This is a genomic window from Paracoccus sp. KR1-242, assembly GCF_049446195.1.
Lineage (GTDB): Bacteria > Pseudomonadota > Alphaproteobacteria > Rhodobacterales > Rhodobacteraceae > Paracoccus > Paracoccus broussonetiae.
Map to the genome: position 1 here is coordinate 1 of NZ_JBMSED010000033.1, position 1,264 is coordinate 1,264.

At 65.1% G+C, this 1,264-nt stretch carries 1 protein-coding gene and 1 pseudogene; both read right to left on the reverse strand.

All coding sequences use genetic code 11. From position 1 onward, the window contains the following. Positions 1-7 precede the first annotated feature (7 nt). A complete protein-coding gene (gene purU / locus ACO2Q4_RS23590; protein ID WP_311761864.1) occupies positions 8-892 on the reverse strand; it encodes a formyltetrahydrofolate deformylase in 885 nt (294 codons plus the stop codon). 105 nt (positions 893-997) lie between these two features. Next, a pseudogene (locus tag ACO2Q4_RS23595) lies at positions 998-1,264 on the reverse strand (bifunctional methylenetetrahydrofolate dehydrogenase/methenyltetrahydrofolate cyclohydrolase); the annotation flags it as partial.

Consider the following 1,264-nt stretch of genomic DNA (forward strand, 5'->3'; position numbering starts at 1 on the left):
CCCCCATTCAGCCCATTCTTTCGCTGGCATAGCTTCCTGGCGATGCGGGGAAGACGACGGTCTTGTTTCCGTTCAGGAAGACGCGCCTGTGGATATGGGCATGGATGGCGCGGGCCAGGACCTGGCTTTCGACATCGCGTCCCAGGCTGACGTAATCCTCGGGGGATTGGGCATGGGTGACGCGGATGATGTCCTGCTCGATGATCGGGCCCTCGTCCAGGTCGGCGGTGACGTAATGGCTGGTGGCGCCGATCAGCTTCACGCCGCGCTCGAAGGCCTGCTTGTAGGGGTTGGCGCCCTTGAAGCTGGGCAGGAACGAGTGGTGGATGTTGATGATGCGGCCCGACATGCGCCGGCACAGCTCGTCCGAGAGCACCTGCATATAGCGCGCCAGGATCACCAGCTCGGCGCCGTTTTCCTCGACCACCGCCATGATGCGGGCCTCGGCCTCGGGCTTGTTCTCCTTGGTGACCTTGATGCAGTGGAAGGGGATGTCGTGGTTCACCACCACCTTCTGGTAATCCATGTGGTTCGAGATCACCGCGACGATGTCGATCGGCAGCGCTCCGATGCGCCAGCGATAGAGCAGGTCGTTCAGGCAATGGCCGAAGCGGCTGACCATGATCACGACCTTCATCTTCGAGGCTTCGTCATGGAAGGCATAGGTCATGTCGAATTCCTCGGCGGCGGGCGCCAGCCCCTCGCCCAGCTCCTTCAGCCCGACGCCCTGTTCCGAGACGAAGCTGACGCGCATGAAGAAGCGCCCGGTCTCGGCATCGTCGAACTGGCTGGAATCGGTGATGTTGCAGCCCTTCGCGGCCAGGTAGGTCGAGATCGCCGCCACGATCCCCCGCGTCGAAAGGCAGGTCACGGTCAGGCAGTATTTGGTCATCAGGCTCTCCACTGTCAGCGGGCGCCAGGGCCCGTTCTTCATCGTTTCAGAAATACCCCGGGGGGCGCGGGGGCTGGCCCCCGCATCCCGCCCCCCGCATCGCGTTCAGGCGGTCAGGCCGGCAGGTTCCGGCAGACCGTTCGCCCGGCAGCAGGCGGTCAGCGTATTGGCCAGAAGGCAGGCGATGGTCATCGGCCCGACCCCGCCCGGAACCGGGGTGATCGCGCCCGCGACCGGGGCGGCGGTCTCGAAATCGACATCGCCGACCAGGCGGGTGCGGCCGCCCTCGTCGATGCGGTTGATGCCGACATCGATCACCGTCGCGCCCGGCTTGATCCAGTCGCCGGGGATCATCTTCGGACGACCGACCGC

Bases quoted from the DNA above. Each gene is read 5' to 3' on its own strand.
- purU (WP_311761864.1), bottom strand. From the start codon at position 892: ATGACCAAATACTGCCTGACCGTGACCTGCCTTTCGACGCGGGGGATC.